An 18,240-nucleotide genomic window follows, 5' to 3' on the forward strand; every position below is an offset into this window, starting at 1 on the left:
CTTTTTTGGCTCTAAACAGGAAAAAACATTAAACTGAAAATTGCGTCAACATTTATGCAACACTAGTGACATTCTATAAACGAAATATATATACCTTCTCAAAATACCGTATGCCAAATCGGCATGACGAGCAAAACCTTTTCGAATTAAATATTAAACAAATAAAAGAGTTTGGGACATAACAAAATGATTGGTTCTAAAAGACGAACACTAGCTGTTCTCATCTCTTTGATTTGTCTCAACACGTTCGTTCCATTGCGCTACGGTCACTCGCTTTCCGCGGGGAGGAACCTGAGCTTCCTCGCTGCGCTGCGGGATCTCGGTTTTCCCTCTCTTTCCCGCAGGAGTCGAGTGTCCTACGCTCCATTCCACCCTGTTTCCAACATTGTTTTCACAATCAATAAAAAAACCTGAACGATTAAAAGTTATGAATTCTCAATCGTTCAGGTATAGTAGAGGCTGACCTACTTATGTCTCAGTCTCTTTCACTTTTAGTAAATAGATGTATGTTCCTTGGACATCGATTCTAAAATTTCTTTAATGCGTTTTAAGAATCGACCACATACGAGTCCATCAAGCACACGGTGGTCAAGAGATAAGCATAGATTGACCATATCTCGAATGGCAATCATATTATTAATAACAACCGGACGCTTAACAATAGATTCCACCTGTAAAATTGCTGCTTGTGGATAATTAATGATTCCCATCGATTGAACGGAACCAAATGATCCCGTGTTATTAACAGTAAACGTTCCACCCTGCATGTCTGCCGCTTTCAATGAACCTGCTCGTACTTTTTGCGCTAATTCATTAATTTCGCGTGCAATTCCTTTAATTGTTTTTTCATCGGCATTTTTTATGACAGGTACAAACAATGCATCGTCTGTTGCAACAGCAATAGAAATATTAATGTCTTTCTTTTGAATAATTTCATCGCCTGCCCACATTGAATTGATTTCTGGGAATTCTGTTAAGGCTTGTGCAATCGCTTTGACAAAGAAAGCAAAGTACGTTAAGTTAAATCCTTCTTTTTGTTTAAATTCCGTTTTAATAGAATCACGATATGCTACGAGGCTTGTTACATCCACTTCAACCATTGTCCATGCATGAGGAATTTCGTGCTTGCTTCGTAACATGTTGCTGGCAATCGCTTTACGTACACCAGATACAGGAATGGCTTTATCACCAGAAGCCGTTGGAATAGGTTCCGGCTTTTTCATCTCTGCTTTTGGTAAAGGCGCTGCTGATGAAGCCGGTGCTGTTTTTGGCGCCTCCTGATGAACAGCTGAATCCCTTTGCGGACCTTTTTCAATTGCAGCCAGTACGTCTTTTCTTGTAATTCGACCACCTCCACCTGACCCTGTAAGTGTTTCAAGGTTAATTCCATGTTCTTGGGATAAACGCAGAACGGCTGGTGAATAGCGCTTTTTATTAGAGTGGTCAGCTGTATCTGGTAAAGAAACTTTTTCATTCGTTTCTTTTGGTGCATTTTGAGCTGTATCTGCTGAAGAAGCTCCTTCTACTTCAATCAAACACAGCGTTTCTCCAACTGGCAGCGTCTCGTCTTCAGCTGCAATAATTTCTTTAATCACACCCGTAAATGAAGATGGCACTTCTGCATTCACTTTATCGGTCATCACTTCTGCTAATGGATCATATTTATTAACCTGGTCTCCCACAGCTACTAGCCATTTGCTAATCGTGCCTTCCGTTACGCTTTCTCCAAGCTGAGGCATTTTGATTTTTTCAATTGCCACTGGAAACAACTCCTTTAAAATTCAGCTAATTCTCTCATTGCTTTTTCTACTTTATCTGGATTTACCATAAAATACTTCTCCATCGTTGGAGCATATGGCATAGCTGGAATATCTGGCCCAGCCAAACGTTGAATCGGTGCATCCAAATCAAATAAACAATGTTCTGCAATAATAGCCGCTACTTCACTCATGATGCTTCCTTCTTTGTTATCTTCTGTTACAAGAAGCACCTTACCTGTTTTAGATGCAGCTTCAATAATCGCTTCTTTATCTAATGGATAAACTGTTCGTAAATCTAATACATGAGCTGAAATTCCATCAGCCGCAAGTTTTTCAGCTGCTTGGAGTGCAAAATGGACGCAAAGACCATATGTAATAACAGTAATATCATCACCTTCGCGCTTCACATCTGCTTTTCCGATTGGAAGTACATAATCATCTTCTGGCACTTCACCTTTAATTAAGCGATACGCGCGCTTATGTTCAAAGAATAGCACTGGGTCATCATCGCGGATGGCTGCTTTTAATAACCCCTTCACATCATAAGGCGTAGATGGCATCACGATTTTTAAACCTGGCTGATTGGCAAACAACGCTTCAACTGATTGCGAATGATAAAGAGCACCGTGCACGCCTCCACCGTAAGGCGCACGAATTGTAATTGGACAGTTCCAATCATTGTTCGAGCGATAGCGAATTTTTGCAGCCTCTGAAACGATTTGGTTCACAGCAGGCATGATAAAATCAGCAAACTGCATTTCAGCAATTGGGCGCATTCCGTACATTGCTGCTCCAATTCCAACTCCAGCAATCGCTGATTCTGCCAGCGGTGTATCAATTACGCGCTCTTCGCCAAACTGCTCATATAAGCCGTTCGTTGCCTTGAATACGCCGCCTTTTCTTCCCACATCTTCTCCTAACACAAATACACGTGGGTCTCTCTCCATTTCTTCACGCATAGCCATTGTTACGGCATCGATATATGACATTACTGGCATTTTAGTTTCCTCCTCACTCACCGTATACGTATTTTAAAGCTAATTCTGGGTCTGCATATGCAGCATTTTCTGCATAGTCTGTTGCTTCATTCACAATTTTCATGATTTCTTCAAGCATTTCAGCTTCTTTCGCATCTGTTAGAGTCCCAGTTTCTTTTAAATACGCACCAAAGCGAATAATTGGATCATTTTTCTTCGCTTCTGAAATTTCGTCTGCTTCGCGATAAGCGCAATCATCATCATCACTTGAGTGAGCAGTCAAGCGGCTAGAAACCGTTTCAATAAGCGTTGGTCCTTCACCTTTTACTGCTCTTTCTCTTGCTTCTTTTACAACTTTATACACTTCTAAAGGATCATTTCCGTCTACTGTGTATCCAGGCATACCATAGCCAATTGCACGGTCTGATACCTTTTCACAACCAAGTTGCTTTTCTACCGGCACCGAAATGGCATACTTATTGTTTTCACACATGAAAATAACCGGTAATTTGTGAACGCCTGCAAAATTAGCACCTTCGTGAAAATCACCTTGGTTTGATGAACCTTCACCGAACGTTACAAATGTCACCAACTCTTTTTTCTCCATTTTCCCGGCCAAAGCAATTCCAACGGCATGAGGAACCTGCGTTGTCACCGGAGAAGACCCCGTTACAATGCGCTTCTCTTTATAGCCGAAGTGACCAGGCATTTGACGACCACCTGAGTTTGGATCTTCCGCTTTTGCAAATCCTGATAGCATTAAATCACGAGCCGTCATCCCAAATGTAAGGACTACTCCCATGTCTCGGTAATACGGCAACGCGTAGTCTTTCTCACGGTTTAACGCAAATGCTGCACCGACCTGCGCTGCCTCTTGTCCTTGACACGAAATAACAAAAGGTACCTTCCCAGCACGATTTAATAACCACATACGCTCGTCAATTTTACGAGCCAGAAGCATTGTACGATACATTTCAACTACTTGTTCATCTGTTAAACCTAGTGCTTCATGACGATTTTCTGTCATCAGTTAAAACCTCCTTAATAATTAAAAATGAATGGCTTTTCCATCAACAGCAAGGGCTGCTTCACCGATTGCTTCGGATAAGCTTGGGTGTGGATGAATAGTATGAGCAACTTCCCATGGCGTCGCATCTAACACTTTTGCAAGACCTGCTTCTGAAATCATGTCTGTTACGTGAGGACCAATCATGTGAACTCCTAGTAGGTCATTTGTTTCATCGTCTTTAATAATTTTTACAAATCCTTCTGCTTCACCATATACAAGTGCTTTACCGATTGCTTTAAACGGCATTTTGCCAACTTTCACAGCACGACCTTTTTCTTTTGCTTCTTGTTCTGTTAAACCCACGCTTGCCACTTCTGGGCTACTATATACGCACTTTGAAATATTTTCATATTGAATTGGGAGCGGCTTTTTATCTCCTATATGTTCGACTGCTACAATTCCTTCACGAGAAGCCACGTGAGCCAGCTGAAGACCACCAATGACGTCACCAATTGCATAGATATGCGACTCTTTTGTTTGATAAAATTCATTTGTTTTAATAAAACCGCTCTCAACAACAATGTCTGTATTTTCTAATCCAATGCCTTCAACGTTGGCTTGTCTTCCAACAGATACAAGCATCTTTTCAGCTTCGTATGTACTTGTTTCACCATTCACTTCAGCTTTCACTTTGACACTTTTATCTACTTCAACGGTATCCGCTAACACTTTAGCAGAAGTAACTACCTTAATTCCTTTTCGCTGTAGCTGTTTTTTCATTTCAGTTGATATATCGTGATCTTCGGTTGGTAGAATACGATCACTGTATTCAATAATCGTTACCTCAACTCCAAAGTCAGCAAGCATTGAAGCCCATTCAACACCGATTACACCGCCACCAACAATCATAATAGATTGAGGAAGATTTTTCATTTGTAATGCTTCATCCGATGTAATGATAAACTCACCGTCAATCGTTAGCCCTGGTAATGTTCTTGGGCGCGAGCCTGTTGAAATGATTACGTTATTTGGTATAAGCATTTCATTTTCTTCACCGCTCTTTAGCTCAACTGAAATGGTTCCTGGCATCGGTGAAAAGATGGATGGCCCTAATATACGGCCAAAGCCTTCATACACATCAATTTTGCCTTTTTTCATCAGTCCTTTGACGCCGTTATACAGCTGTGTAACAACCAAATCTTTTCGCTCTTGTACACGCTCATAATCGAGTTTTACATCAGATGCTAAAACGCCAAAAGAGTCTGCTTTTTTTGCTGTTTGATACACTTCTGCACTTCGTAATAAAGCTTTGCTTGGGATACAACCTGCATGAAGGCATGTACCACCCAGCTTTTCTTTTTCTACAATTGCAACACTTAGGCCAAGCTGGGAAGCACGAATTGCCGCTACGTATCCGCCGGTGCCTCCCCCTAGAACTACTACATCATATTCCCTTGCCATATATTGTCACACCTTTCCTTTTAAAGTGTAGAAGAGTGAATATGCTCACCAGGATATTGCTTCGCTTTCTCTTCTTGTTTTAAGACGCGCAGTGCTCCTTCAGCCAGTGCTTGAAGTTCGTTTTCTCCTGGAAACACCGTAACATCTGCAATCCACTTTACGCGTTCAATAATTAAACTCACGAACATTTTTGAATAAGCAATTCCACCTGTTAAAATAATTGCATCGACTTTCCCCGCTAACACAGCACTTGCTGCACCAATCTCCTTTGCAATCTGGTAAGCCATCGCTTCATACACTAATTTTGCTTTTTTATTTCCATGTTCAATAAGCTTTTCAACTTTTTGAACATCAGACGTCCCTAAATACCCAACTAATCCACCTTTACCAACAAGCATCTTCATAATATCTTCGCGATAATACTCACCCGAAAAGCATAAGCGGACAAGTTCTCCTACCGGAACGCTTCCCGCTCTCTCTGGACTAAAAGGACCGTCACCGTGTAAACCGTTATTCACGTCAATAACTCTTCCATAGTTATGAACACCAACAGTAATACCGCCACCCATATGCGTCACAATTAAATTCAACTCTTCGTACTTTTTATCGAGCTGAGCTGCAACTTTACGGGCTACAGCTTTTTGATTTAATGCATGAAAAATACTTTTACGCGCCATATGCGGGCTGCCTGACACCCTTGCCACATCTAATAGTTCATCAACAACCACAGGGTCGACAATAAATGATGAAATATTCAAGCCAGAACCAATTTCATACGCTAAGATTCCACCAAGGTTTGATGCATGATGACCTGCATATCCTTCTTTTAAATCTTTAAGCATTAACTCATTCACTTCATACGTACCACCTTCAATCGGACGCAATAATCCCCCACGTCCGCAGACGGCATTAAGCTTTGATAAATTAATCCCTTCTTCATCAAGCGCTTCTAAAATGGATTTTTTTCGAAATTCATATTGATTATAAATGGTTTCAAATACACTCAGTTCTTTTGCTTCATAGCGAATCGTGCGATCAAAAATCATTTGGTCATTGTGGAATACACCGATTTTCGTTGATGTCGATCCTGGATTAATGGTGAGTATTCGATAATCTTGCATAGTTAACACAGAGCCTCCTAGCTGTATAAAATTTAACTTCCATCAGTGAAAATTTTCTTCATCTCCACTGGTGATTAGTTAAACTTATCGGACCTTTACAGACAGCTGACTTCCCACTTCTTTTCTTTCTGGCCTCATCATCTTAAAAGGAAGGATTACTGTCCGTTAAGAGTGGGATAAAATATTGTTTGCTTAAATGAAGCTAGGGAGCATATTCCTACAAGTCCCTAGCTGTTGACTGTTAGCGAGAGCGTCTACTTAAAAGGTGATGTCCGTTTTGTAAAAATTGACTACGAGAGCGTCTTAGCTTCTCAATACGCTCTTCTGCTAGGCGATCTGCTGCTACATATGTTGGAATTCCGTCTCGCTTTGAAATTTCAATTACTTTTTCAATATTATCATAAATCGTTTCAACCTTTTTCAATGCGCGTTCGCGGTTATAACCAATTAATTCGTCCGCTACGTTAATTACTCCTCCAGCATTGATTACATAATCCGGAGCATAAATGATTCCCATCTCATGAATCATATCGCCATGACGCGCTTCTTTTAGCTGATTGTTTGCTGCTCCAGCAATTACCTTTGCTTTTAATTGTGGAATTGTTTCATCGTTAATTGTTGCGCCTAGCGCACAAGGTGCATAGATATCACATTCTACTCCATAAATATCCTGTGGGTCTACTGCTTTTGCACCGAATTCTTCAACTGCACGCTGTACAGATTCTTTGTTGATGTCTGTCACAATGAGCTGTGCGCCTTCTTCATGAAGATGACGGCACAGGTTATATGCAACGTTTCCGATTCCCTGAACTGCGATTATTTTCCCTTCTAAAATATCCGTACCAAAAGCTTCTTTTGCTGCTGCTTTAATCCCGCGATAAACTCCATAAGCCGTAACTGGTGAAGGATTTCCTGATGAACCAAATGCAGGTGAAACTCCTGTTACGTAATCAGTTTCTTGGTATACAAGGTCCATATCTTCAACTGTTGTCCCTACATCTTCAGCCGTAATATAGCGTCCGTTTAGCCCTTGAATATAGCGTCCAAATGCACGGAACATTTCTTCGTTTTTATCCTTCTTAGGATCACCGATAATAACTGTTTTACCGCCTCCCAAGTTAAGCCCTGCTGCTGCGTTCTTGTACGTCATGCCTTTTGCAAGACGCAGCGCATCTTCAATCGCTGCTTCCTCAGACTCATACGTCCACATTCTCGTTCCACCTAAAGCCGGCCCAATTGTTGTATCATGAATTGCAATAATTGCTTTTAACCCCGATTGCTCATCTTGGCAAAAAACTAATTGTTCGTAATCATACTGTTCCATATAGCTAAAAATTTTCATTGTTGTTTCCTCCTATCAATTATGTGTCGCTACGTTGATTGCTAACGCTAACGAATAAAGTTTACTTTCAGCAGAATCTGCTCTTGACGTAAGTACGATTGGCGCTTTCGCTCCGGCAATAACAGCTCCAACCTTTGCTTGTGCAAAATAAATAAGTGATTTATATAAAATGTTTCCTGATTCAATCGTAGGTACTACTAAAATATCAGCTGCTCCAGCAACTTCACTTTGGATTCCTTTTTGCTCAGCAGCTACGTGACTGATGGCATTATCCAAAGCAAGAGGTCCATCGACAACACAGCCTTTTATTTGACCACGCTTGTTCATCTGTGTTAATAATGCAGCATCTGTGGTAGCTTCCATTGCTGGATTGACCACTTCAACAGCTGCGATTGGCGCTACTTTTGGTGTTGTTATCCCCATTGCTTTTGCAACACCAACCGCATTTTCAATAATTTGAACTTTCTCTTGAATACTTGGTGCAATATTCATTGCTGCATCAGTGACAATAATAGGTCTGTCATACCCCGGAACTTCAAAAGCAGCTACGTGTGATAGGACGTTTCCAGTTCGCAAACCGTTCTCTTTATGTAAAACAGCTTTAAGAATGGTTGAAGTTGAGAGGTGACCTTTCATAACAATATGCGCTTCATTCATTGCTACGGCATGCACTGCTTCTTGCGCAGATTGTTGAGGTGAATTAGTATGCACAATCGTAACTTCGCCCGTTTCCAAGCGTTTTTCAGTCTCTCGCTCTAAAATTGATTTAATTTTAGCTTCGTTTCCATATAAAACAAAACGTGCTAGTTGGTGCTCACATGCCTGGTTAACCGCTTCGAGAGTTTCTGCATCCTCAGCAGCAGCAACGGCAACTGTAACCTGTTTATTTGTTACACTTTTACGCATTAACTGTTTAAGTATCATGAAATGCTCGACCTTTCATGTTAGAGTTTGGTAAGAAAGAAGCTAGTAGCTTCACCACTTTTTATATTTGCAAGAACCATGCCAAATGTTGAGAACATTGAAGAATTCCTCGTTTTCTAACAAGTTCCCTTGATTAAGGCTGAAAACAATACGCTTTATTATTTTTTAGGATATACAATCGATTAATGAGCTCATTAAATCACGTGCAACATTTTGCATGTTGTGCATATTATTGCATGCCTATATTTGCAATTCCGTATTTTTCAAGCTTGTAGTAAAGAGCGCGAATTGATATATTTAGACGTTTTGCAGTTTTGGTTTTATTATAATCATGTTCTTTTAAAACGTGCAGTATAACATCTTTTTCATATTGTTCCACTAACATTGAAAGGGTCTCACCGCTTTGTATAGTAAAATCAACAGATGTTGGTTCAGTGTGTTCACTTACATCATTTAGAGTTGGAAGATGTTTTGCAGTAATGATTACCTCACTATAATGCATATAAATAACAGCTCTTCCTAAAATGTTCTCAAGCTCTCTGACGTTTCCTGGCCAGTCATAGTGGACAAGCAATTTTAATGCATCCTCTGATAGACCTTCTACACTTCTGCCATAGTCTTGGTTAATTTTCGTAATTAAGTGTAGCGCCAAGGTCTCGATGTCTTCTTTTCGCTGTCGAAGAGGTGGAATTTGAATTGGAATTTTATTCAATCGATAGTAGAGATCTTGTCTAATTGTTCCGTCGGCAATCCCTTGTTCCAAATTCACATTCGTTGCCGCAATCACTCGCACGTTTACAGGAATAGAGCTGGTCCCCCCCACTCGTACTAGCTCCTTTTCTTGTAGCACTCGTAATAGTTTTGCTTGCATATGTGCTGATAATTCACCGATTTCATCTAAGAAAATACTTCCGTTATTCGCTTCTTCAAACAACCCGCGCTTGCCACCCCGCTTAGCACCTGAAAACGCTCCTTCTTCATAACCAAAGAGCTCGCTTTCTAAAAGAGATTCCGATAACGCAGCGCAGTTTACGCGTACAAATTTGTTATACTTTCGTTCACTTGCATTATGAATAGCATGGGCAAACAGCTCTTTTCCAGTTCCAGACTCTCCGCGCAGCAAAACCGTTGCAGGCGTTTTAGCTGCTAGTTTTGCTTGTTCAATGGCTAACAAAAATTCTTCAGATTCACCAATAATGTCAGCAAATGAATACTTCGCTTCTAGCGTACGAATAATTTGGCGCGCTCTGTTTAATTCCGTCGTAAGCTGCTGTATCTCTGAGATATCGTGAATAACGCCTACGCTCCCTTTTAACTTACCATCCACGATAACCGGAGCAACGTTTACAACAACATCTTTTTTGTTCGGTCCCACTTTCATGCTGACACCGCGCACAGCTCTTCTTGTTTTTAACACCTGCATGTGCATGCTTTCTCCTTCAGAAATATCTGTGGTTGCCGGCTTCCCAATAGTATCTGAGCGCTGAAGTCCCGTGATTTTTGTATAAGCAGGGTTTATTAATAACCCAACACCTTCTTCATCCACAACTGAAATGGCTTCTTCTGATGACTGAATGATTGCTTCAAGCATTGTTTGAATATCCTTTAAATTAGTTACTTCCTCAGCTAAATTCACCACTTCTGTAATATCTTTAAAAACAGAAAACGCTCCAAATAATTCTCCTTTTTCATTAATCATAGGAATGCGTGACGTAATTACTTTATGACTGTTCGTAATGGTAAACTCTTGATTATAATCCGTCCGTTTTGTCAGTAAAGTCGTTGGTAACTCACTCGCTGGAATGGATTCATGAATATGCTTTCCAATGACGTTTTCACTTTTTAAGTTTGTAATTCGTTCAGCACTTTTATTAAAGAGGGTTATTTTTGCCTCTTTATCTACAACAATCATTGCATCATGCGTAGAGTTAAAGATCAGGTTATATTTATCTGATTCATGCGTTAACCGCTCAATTAATTCTTCTTTTTGCTCCATTAAGCTAGCCATCATTTTAGCAACTGATCCTGGAATCAACAGCGTATTACTTTGTTTTTGCTTATGTAATTCCTGAAAGACACGTTCACTTCCAGTCGCATCTACAATCACATCCACACCTTGGTGAAGAAAAGATGACCAGCTTGTGGACACTTTTATCCCTAATTGCTCTGCATACTTCATCGCTGGCGCCTCAGAGTTAACATCTACTACTCCAGCTACCTTTACGCCTTCCGCTTCTTCAATCATCTTTAATACGGCCAACCCACCCGTGTTAGCACCAATAATCAACACAGTTTGCATATTTTTTCACCTTTTTCATTTAAAACGGAAAAATACTCTGCAACTTCTTGCACCACTTTATCATATAAAACTTTAAACAGTCTTGACAATTTTTTTTGCTGTTTTATCATTTAAGTAAGACAAACCAGGAAAGGATTTCCTAACTATGATGAGGATTATTGCATTGCTCATTTTATTAATTCCCGGAGTTTTAGCAGGTTATGGCATTAAATTAATGAGGGATATGGTGTTTGGCATTTTACAGCCGCCTTTTTCATCCTTAATGCTTCAGTTCACTGTAGGGTTACTATTTTTTGTAATTGGTTTAGGATTTGTAGCAGGTTTTATTCTTCATCGAGATCGAAAGCGTCAAAAAGTTCAACCTCGCTTTCAGCAAAAAAAAGAAGCATCTCTATCAAAAAAATAGAGATGCTTCTTTTTTTACATACGTTTATTAGCAAATTCATTAACCATCTTCTCAGGATAATCAGTGATGATGGATTCACAGCCATATCCGTATAGCTGTTTCGCTAGCTTCACATCATTCACCGTATATGGACGCACAGGGATACGATAGTCTTTGGAAGCAGCTACGTTTACTTGATTAACCGTACGATAATTTGGATGAAGTGCTCTAGCACCAAGGTGTTGAGCATAAATCCAAGGCTCAAACATTGGGTATGAGTATAAAATAGCGGTTTCAATAGCTGAATCAAAAGATGTTACTCTCGCTAAGCTATTATGATTGAATGAAGATATAATGATACGGTCTTTCATTTTATAATAGTAAATAAGGTCCAGTACTTTCATTTCTAAATAAGGATAGTCAAACAAGTTGTTTTTCAATTCAATATTAACAGAAAACTGTTGATTAGAAGCCCAAGCTAGTACTTCTTTTAACGTAGGTATTTGACACGCGCCGTATTTCTTTTTAAATTTATAGCTCGCATCAAGGCTTCTTAATTCTTTATAATTAAAGTCCCTTATATACCCTTTACCATTTGTTGTACGATCAACTTTTTCATCATGAATAACCATGAGCTCATCGTCTTTGGACATATGAACATCAAGCTCAATTCCATCTGCTCCTACTCTGATTGCTTCTTCAAACGAAATCATTGTATTTTCAGGAAACGTCCCTGCTGCTCCTCTGTGACCCATAATACGCATACTTGCTCAATCCCTTCATTATGACTTATGATTAACAAGGTAGTTGCAATTTATCATAATGCTTACACATATATTTTACAAGAGAATAGGAGTTGATATGTATGAGACCATTACAAATCTCACCTGATACGGCTGTCAAACTAGCTGAAAAACTAAACGTTCCTTTAGAACAACTTATGCACATGCCCCAGCATATCCTATTGCAAAAGCTTGCTCAGCTGGATAAAGAAGACGACAAGAGCTAATGATAGATCACTGGTATTATGGAGCGATCCAAGATAAGAAAGGCCTTTTAAGAAGGTCTTTTTTTATTTAATTAACTTTTAACAAAAATGATATTTTATTATTGCAAAATGAAAAAGCGAGTGTTATTATCTAATTGTGAAATACTTCACAATATCTAATTCGCCGAAATGATTACAAAAAATTAAAGATGATTTGTTTTTTATTTATCTAACTATGTGAAATATTTCACATACTATTTGCTTGAGGAGGCATTCTTATGGAAATGACATTAGGAAACAAAGTTGTGTTAGTAGGTACAGGTGCAGTTGGAGCAAGCTATGCCTATTCATTAATGAACCAAGGTATTTGCGATGAGTTAGTGTTAGTTGACTTAAACGAAGAAAAAGCACGCGGTGATGTAATGGATTTAGCTCACGGTATCGTATATGCTCCAAGCTCTATGCGCATTTCTTTTGGAACGTACGATGATTGCAAAGATGCTGCTATTGTCGTAATTTGTGCAGGAGCAGCTCAAAAGCCAGGAGAAACAAGACTTGACCTTGTTCATAAAAATGTCAAAATCTTTGAACACATCGTGAATGGAGTCATGTCCTCTGGATTTAATGGTATTTTTTTAGTAGCGACAAACCCAGTTGATATCCTTACTTATGCCACATGGAAATTTTCAGGACTTCCAAAGGAACGCGTGATTGGTTCAGGCACCATCCTTGACTCAGCTCGTTTCCGTCATCTCCTCAGTGAAGAGCTTGGCGCAGCTCCAACGAGCGTCCACGGTTATATCATTGGAGAACACGGAGATTCTCAGCTTGCCGTTTGGAGTGGCGCTAACATTTCTGGAACACCAATCGCAGATCAGCTATCATCAGAACGAAAAGAAGAAATTGCTGTTCAAGTACGAAATGCGGCTTATGAAATTATCAAATCAAAAGGTGCTACTTATTATGGTATCGCAATGGGATTAGCTAGAATTACGAGAGCCATCTTGAGAAATGAGCAGGTTGTCCTTCCAGTAGGAGCCTATCTAGACGGAGAATATGGTGAACATGATATTTATGTAGGTGTTCCAAGTATCATTCACCGTGGAGGTGTAAAGAAAGTCTTAGAACTTCCGTTAGATAAGTCCGAACATGAAAAATTCTCAAAATCTATTCAAACGTTAAAAGAAATTCAGCAGCCATTTTTCTCTTTACCAAACTAAGCAGGAAGCGAGAAAGTTCGCTTTCTCGCTTTCTAAAGGAGCCATTCATATGCTTGTTGATACGTATAATCCATTTCAAAACCTTACGCTTTCAGCACTTATTGCAGCTATTCCCATTATCTCATTTTTAATATGTTTGACCCTTTTTAAAATGAAAGGAATTTATGCAGCACTGTTAAACTTGGGTATTACGCTCTTTCTTGTTATTTACTTTTTTGACCTTTCACCTACGCATGCATTCGGCAGCGTTATTCAAGGGTTCGTTCAAGGTATCTGGCCTATTGGCTATATTATTATTATGGCTGTGTGGCTTTATAAAATTGCCGTTGAAACTGGAAAATTTGATGTTTTAAGAGGTAGTATTATTAACATTTCCAGCGATCAGCGACTTCAGCTATTGCTCATCGGCTTTTGCTTTAATGCCTTTTTAGAAGGAGCTGCAGGCTTTGGTGTGCCAATTGCAATTTGCGCCGTACTACTTGTTTCACTCGGTTTTAAGCCACTTCAAGCAGCTATGCTTTGCCTAATCGCGAACGGAGCATCTGGTGCATTTGGCGCCATTGGGATTCCAGTAGCGATTGTTGATACTTTTCAGTTAGAGAACGTAAGTGCCATGGATGTATCGGTGCAAACGGCTTTAACTCTCCCTTTCATTAACTTTACGATTCCTTTTTTACTTATCTTTTTAATTGATGGATGGCGAGGAGTTAAAGAAACGCTCCCTGCTATTTTGGTCACATCTTTTATTTATACTAGTGCACAAGCCGCTATGACCATCCTAATTGGGCCAGAGCTTGCTGATATTATTCCTGCGCTTTTAGCAATGGGGGCACTTGCTCTTTTCTTACGTAAATGGCAGCCAAAGCGTATTTTCTTGCTAAATGGACAAGCCCCTACTGTGAGAAAATATCCAGTAAAAGAAGTTATTCTTTCTTGGTCACCTTTTTATTTGTTAACAGGATTTGTACTAATCTGGAGCCTTCCTGTTTTCAAATCTCTTTTCCAACCAGGAAACCTGTTATCACCTTTTGTTTTCACTTTTAATGCTCCTGGAACACCTATTGTACTTTCAATTGATTTCATTGGAGCAACAGGAACGGCCATCCTTTTTGCTGCTATAACGACTGTTTTAACAACGAAAAACATTAACCGTTCTCGGAGCATAGCACTTCTAGGAAAGACAATCAAAGAATTTATCATTCCTATTGGGATGATCTGTGCTGTTATCAGCATCGCTAAACTAATGACATATGGTGGCTTAACAATGGCACTTGGGAATGCCGTAGCCGAAGCAGGTCAAATTTTCCCTTTGTTCTCCCCTGTTCTCGGCTGGATTGGTGTTTTTATGACGGGATCTGTTGTGAATAACAACACGCTGTTTGCTCCAATCCAAACAACGGCCGCATCTTTAATTGGAACAAACCCTTCTATGCTAGTTGCTAGCAACACAGCTGGAGGAGTCATGGCAAAGCTCGTATCCCCGCAGTCAATTGCTATTGCAACAGCAGCAGTTGGTCAAACAGGAAAAGAAGCTGAGTTAACCAAGATGACGCTTCGCTACAGCCTCGCTTTACTTTTATTTGTTTGTATTTGGACTTTTATCTTATCCCTTCTTCAATAAAAAGATCCTCGGCTTTTCAAGCCGAGGATCTTTTTACATTTCTTTTCCACTACGATTCAGAGACTCTTCCACAAACTGAATTTTGCTCATTAGTTTATTGATTCCAATTGGAAAGAAATACGAACCAAAAAAAGCACATACAAAAGCTTCAGACCAGATTTTTAACCACGTTGACATAAATGTATCATTGTAACCAAAGTTAATGGATACCAAGGTAAATGAAACAAAACAAGAAATACTTAATGCCATACAAAATGCAAAAATAATACGCTTATATTTCATATGAATCCTCAATTTTAAATGTCACCTTCTTTTTTAACAAATAAATTAAAAGTGGGAGTGGATGTTATGTTACTTATTCAATATGTGAAAACCATAACAAGTATGCATAGCAGTTCGTTCCGCTTATTTACAAATCAACACTTTTACAAGTATATATATGGTATCATCTATATTTATTTTAATAAATTAACTATTTTCAAATCTAACCGTACAGATATTTATCATCTTTATTGTACTTAGTGCCTAAAGTTATGAATAGCTTTTGAAAAAACTAGTACAATAAAAAACATCATTCTTTGTAGGATCAACGTCCTCGTAAAGAATGATGTTTTTTCATTTATCTAAATATATCTTACTATTCAAGGGCACTAATAAGCATTCGTTTACTTCTTTCCCTCTCAAGAAGCTTTATGTTCAAGGCGTAATTTATCCGCAACCATTGCAATAAACTCCGAATTTGTAGGCTTTGCTTTTGTCATGCTGACAGTATAGCCAAATAAAGACGAAATTGAATCAATGTTTCCTCTGCTCCAGGCTACTTCGATTGCGTGGCGAATGGCACGTTCCACACGACTTGCTGTGGTATTATACTTTTTTGCAATATCCGGATAAAGAACCTTTGTAATCGAACCAAGTAATTCAATATCTTTATAAACCATGGAGATCGCTTCACGTAAATATAAGTAACCTTTAATATGGGCAGGCACACCAATTTCATGAATAATGCTTGTAATGCTCGCATCTAAGTTTGCAGGTTTATTATCACGCTGTAAGCGCATTGCTGATGAAGATGAACGGTTTGTAAAAGATGATGCTTGACCACTTACCTGGCGAATATGATTTACTAAGTTTTCCATATCAAATGGCTTTAATATAAAATAAGCAGCACCTAAATCGACTGCCTTTTTCGTCACATCTTCTTGACCAAAAGCGGTTAACATAATTACATTAGGATAGTTTTCTTTTTTCATTTCTTTTAATTGACTCAATACTGCAAGCCCGTCTAAATGAGGCATGATGATATCTAGTACAAGCACGTCCGGGTCTTTATCTTTTAAAATAGACAAACATTCCTGCCCGTTATACGCAACCCCGATTACTTCCATATCACCTTGTTCAGAAATGTAATCCTCAAGCAGTCCAATTAATTCTCTATTATCATCGACTAAACATACTTTAATTTTTTTCAAAGTATCTTCCTCCTCATTCCCTTAACTTATACGCCAGTCCCGCATGTCTCTACTCTTTATTCTAAAGGACAAATTCGACAATGCAACATTATTTCCTTTATTTTTTTATAAAAAAGTCTTTTTTATCATTATCCCATAAATTCCTTTTGTTTTCTGGTTTTTTCGACGTTTTTCTAACAAAAATACGACAGTCTTTTCATAACAAAAAGAGCGAACTATTTATCATTAGCTCGCTCTTTTTGATTCTTTTTTATAAATATTAATGCCCGCTTCATTTAACATCCATTCGATATGAACACCATATCCTGAAGTTGGGTCATTCACAAACACATGAGTAACGGCTCCAATTACTTTGCCATCTTGAATAATTGGACTTCCGCTCATTCCTTGCACAATACCGCCTGTTTTTTCTAATAACTTTTTGTCTGTAATTTTAATGACCATTCCTTTAGTAGCAGGAAACTTTTGCGGAACACTACTAACAACTTCCACATCAAATTCTTCCACTTTATCGTTTTCGACCACCGTTAAGATTTTAGCTGGTCCTTCTTTTACTTGATGAGATAGTGAAATCGGCATCGGCTTATCTAAAATGCCATTTTCCATCGTTTCAGATAGCTTTCCAAAGATACCAAATGGGCTATTTTTTTTAATATTACCGATAATTTCTTTATTTTCTGAGAAACGCGCTAGCTTCTCGCCTGGAACACCGTTTTCACCTTTTTCAATTGATGTGACGGTAGAGCGTACGATTTGCCCATTTTCTACAACAATTGGCTTTTTGGTATCCATATCGGAAATTACGTGACCTAACGCTCCATATTTTTTTGATTTGGGATCATAGAAAGTCATCGTACCAATGCCCGCAGCAGAATCTCTAATATATAGACCAATTCGATACGCGTAATCTTCTTTGTCTTTTAAGGGATATAACTTTGTTTGTAATTGTTCTTTTTCTCTCATTACTTGTAATTTTAAAGGCTCTCCAGTTTTTCCTGCTTGCTGAATAAATGGCGTAATATCACTCATTTTTTCAATTGTTTTGCCATTGATTTTTGTAATCATGTCGCCTACTTGGATGCCTGCAATTTCACCAGGAGATTTCTTTCCATCTTTCGTATCAACTTGATGGTAACCAACAACCAAAACACCTTTAGAGTTCAACTTGACGCCAATTGATTGACCTCCAGGAATGACTTTAAAATCAGATAATACTTGAACATCTACTCTTTTGACCGGTACTCCTGCAAGATGAAGCATCATTTCTTCTTTGCCTACTTCTTTGCCAGCTATGCTAAGCTTAGCATCTTGTTTCATCGTTTCAATAACATCATTACTATGAGTGCTAACTGCTAACGATGTGGAAAAATTTACTTCATCACTTTTAAACAGTGTCATTTGTTTTGGGATAGTAAGGTATTGCTGCACAACAGGGATAAAGCCTACAAAAATAAACGAAACAAGGAGAATTGCACCAATTATATATCTAAGTCGACTGTTCATCTTTTCACTCTCCTCGCTTCTTCGCCTAAATGGCTACACTTTTACTTTTGCCTTCTTATAGCCCATTTATAACCGAAGTTCAAAGAAAAATAAAAAGAACCGCAGGAAAGATTTTTAACCGATGTTTACTACATAAAAAAAGCGCTTTTGGCACATAA

The 18,240-nt window shown here is 38.8% G+C and carries 17 protein-coding genes; 4 read left to right on the forward strand and 13 right to left on the reverse strand.

Annotation, left to right across the window (positions count from 1 at the left end; translation table 11 throughout):
• Positions 1-210: 210 nt before the first annotated feature.
• The 9 genes from AC1UFB_RS14030 to AC1UFB_RS14070 all read right to left on the reverse strand — a co-directional run bounded on the left by AC1UFB_RS14030 (position 211) and on the right by AC1UFB_RS14070 (position 10,893).
• On the reverse strand, positions 211-372 hold the full coding sequence (locus tag AC1UFB_RS14030) for a hypothetical protein (RefSeq protein ID WP_326046593.1): 162 nt from the start codon (positions 370-372) through the stop codon (positions 211-213).
• Positions 373-491: 119 nt separating this feature from the next.
• A complete protein-coding gene (locus tag AC1UFB_RS14035) occupies positions 492-1,760 on the reverse strand; it encodes a dihydrolipoamide acetyltransferase family protein (RefSeq protein WP_100346843.1) in 1,269 nt (422 codons plus the stop codon).
• Positions 1,761-1,774: 14 nt separating this feature from the next.
• Positions 1,775-2,758 (reverse strand): alpha-ketoacid dehydrogenase subunit beta, encoded by a 984-nt coding sequence (locus AC1UFB_RS14040; protein WP_025909225.1) that lies wholly within the window; start codon positions 2,756-2,758, stop codon positions 1,775-1,777.
• Between the two features lie 13 nt (positions 2,759-2,771).
• Positions 2,772-3,764 (reverse strand): thiamine pyrophosphate-dependent dehydrogenase E1 component subunit alpha, encoded by a 993-nt coding sequence (locus AC1UFB_RS14045; protein ID WP_482589407.1) that lies wholly within the window; start codon positions 3,762-3,764, stop codon positions 2,772-2,774.
• A gap of 21 nt (positions 3,765-3,785) precedes the next feature.
• Complete coding sequence (gene lpdA, locus AC1UFB_RS14050) at positions 3,786-5,207, reverse strand: dihydrolipoyl dehydrogenase (protein ID WP_025909227.1); 1,422 nt, start codon at positions 5,205-5,207, stop codon at positions 3,786-3,788.
• Between the two features lie 20 nt (positions 5,208-5,227).
• Positions 5,228-6,328 carry a butyrate kinase gene (buk, locus tag AC1UFB_RS14055; protein WP_035320423.1) on the reverse strand — a complete coding sequence of 367 codons (1,101 nt, stop codon included), beginning with the start codon at positions 6,326-6,328 and terminating at the stop codon, positions 5,228-5,230.
• A 241-nt stretch (positions 6,329-6,569) separates the two neighbouring features.
• Positions 6,570-7,670: a branched-chain amino acid dehydrogenase gene (gene bcd / locus AC1UFB_RS14060; protein ID WP_061784657.1), complete on the reverse strand. Its 1,101-nt coding sequence runs from the start codon at positions 7,668-7,670 to the stop codon at positions 6,570-6,572.
• Between the two features lie 15 nt (positions 7,671-7,685).
• Positions 7,686-8,594: a phosphate butyryltransferase gene (gene yqiS, locus AC1UFB_RS14065; protein WP_061784658.1), complete on the reverse strand. Its 909-nt coding sequence runs from the start codon at positions 8,592-8,594 to the stop codon at positions 7,686-7,688.
• Positions 8,595-8,823: 229 nt separating this feature from the next.
• Complete coding sequence (locus AC1UFB_RS14070; RefSeq protein ID WP_482589408.1) at positions 8,824-10,893, reverse strand: sigma 54-interacting transcriptional regulator; 2,070 nt, start codon at positions 10,891-10,893, stop codon at positions 8,824-8,826.
• Between the two features lie 145 nt (positions 10,894-11,038).
• Between AC1UFB_RS14070 and AC1UFB_RS14075 the strand changes: the two genes are divergently transcribed.
• Positions 11,039-11,299, forward strand: coding sequence for a DUF2627 domain-containing protein (locus AC1UFB_RS14075; RefSeq protein WP_061784659.1), 261 nt, complete (start codon positions 11,039-11,041; stop codon positions 11,297-11,299).
• A gap of 14 nt (positions 11,300-11,313) precedes the next feature.
• On the opposite strand, the gene AC1UFB_RS14080 is transcribed toward AC1UFB_RS14075, so the two are convergent.
• The gene (locus AC1UFB_RS14080) at positions 11,314-12,042 is read right to left on the reverse strand and encodes a glycerophosphodiester phosphodiesterase (RefSeq protein WP_100346840.1); all 729 of its coding nucleotides are present in this window, start codon (positions 12,040-12,042) and stop codon (positions 11,314-11,316) included.
• A 101-nt stretch (positions 12,043-12,143) separates the two neighbouring features.
• Here AC1UFB_RS14080 and AC1UFB_RS14085 point away from each other — a divergent pair, with 101 nt between their 5' ends.
• The 3 genes from AC1UFB_RS14085 (at position 12,144) to AC1UFB_RS14095 (ending at position 15,107) form a co-directional block, all read left to right on the forward strand.
• Positions 12,144-12,287, forward strand: a complete 144-nt coding sequence (locus AC1UFB_RS14085) for a YycC family protein (protein WP_064484024.1) — start codon at positions 12,144-12,146, stop codon at positions 12,285-12,287.
• 257 nt (positions 12,288-12,544) lie between these two features.
• Positions 12,545-13,486 carry an L-lactate dehydrogenase gene (locus AC1UFB_RS14090; protein ID WP_025909234.1) on the forward strand — a complete coding sequence of 314 codons (942 nt, stop codon included), beginning with the start codon at positions 12,545-12,547 and terminating at the stop codon, positions 13,484-13,486.
• Positions 13,487-13,535: 49 nt separating this feature from the next.
• The gene (locus AC1UFB_RS14095; RefSeq protein ID WP_100346839.1) at positions 13,536-15,107 is read left to right on the forward strand and encodes an L-lactate permease; all 1,572 of its coding nucleotides are present in this window, start codon (positions 13,536-13,538) and stop codon (positions 15,105-15,107) included.
• Between the two features lie 33 nt (positions 15,108-15,140).
• Here the strand turns inward: AC1UFB_RS14095 and AC1UFB_RS14100 are convergent, their stop codons facing one another.
• The 3 genes from AC1UFB_RS14100 to spoIVB form a co-directional block, all read right to left on the reverse strand.
• On the reverse strand, positions 15,141-15,389 hold the full coding sequence (locus tag AC1UFB_RS14100; RefSeq protein WP_224839988.1) for a DUF2798 domain-containing protein: 249 nt from the start codon (positions 15,387-15,389) through the stop codon (positions 15,141-15,143).
• A 398-nt stretch (positions 15,390-15,787) separates the two neighbouring features.
• Complete coding sequence (gene spo0A, locus AC1UFB_RS14105) at positions 15,788-16,579, reverse strand: sporulation transcription factor Spo0A (protein ID WP_025911485.1); 792 nt, start codon at positions 16,577-16,579, stop codon at positions 15,788-15,790.
• Positions 16,580-16,804: 225 nt separating this feature from the next.
• Positions 16,805-18,082, reverse strand: a complete 1,278-nt coding sequence (spoIVB, locus tag AC1UFB_RS14110; protein WP_100346838.1) for a SpoIVB peptidase — start codon at positions 18,080-18,082, stop codon at positions 16,805-16,807.
• Positions 18,083-18,240: the final 158 nt, after the last annotated feature.

This window comes from Priestia sp. KCTC 13724, from assembly GCF_056820425.1.